Annotated in this window: 1 protein-coding gene; it reads left to right on the forward strand. The window is 62.0% G+C overall.

Annotated features, from left to right (window positions below):
- Positions 1-384 (forward strand): sigma 54-interacting transcriptional regulator (locus SxD43FB_RS24400; protein WP_141249678.1); only part of this gene is annotated, 384 nt, incomplete at both ends.

A 384-nucleotide genomic window follows, 5' to 3' on the forward strand; every position in this document is an offset into this window, starting at 1 on the left:
TCGGCGAACTGCCGTTGGCGCTGCAAGCCAAGCTCCTGCATTTTCTGGAGAACGGCAGTTACCGTGCCGTGGGTGCCAGTGTCGCGAGCAGCTCTGATGTGCGGGTAGTCGCGGCGACCAATCGGGATCTGGCCGATGACGTGCAATCGGGGCGGTTTCGCGAAGACCTGTTCTATCGCCTGAACGTTATCACCCTGGATATTCCTGCACTGCGCGAACGCGGTGAAGACGTGCTGTTGCTGGCCCAGCATTTTTCCCGGCGCCAGGCCGTGGAGGAGGGAGTAGAACCGATCCGCTTCCTGCCGGACAGCGTCCAGGCATTGGCCCGTCACCGGTGGCCCGGGAACGTACGCGAGCTGAAGAACCTGATAGAGCGTCTGACCA

The organism is Sphingobium sp. D43FB (assembly GCF_002312805.1).
GTDB lineage: Bacteria > Pseudomonadota > Alphaproteobacteria > Sphingomonadales > Sphingomonadaceae > Sphingobium.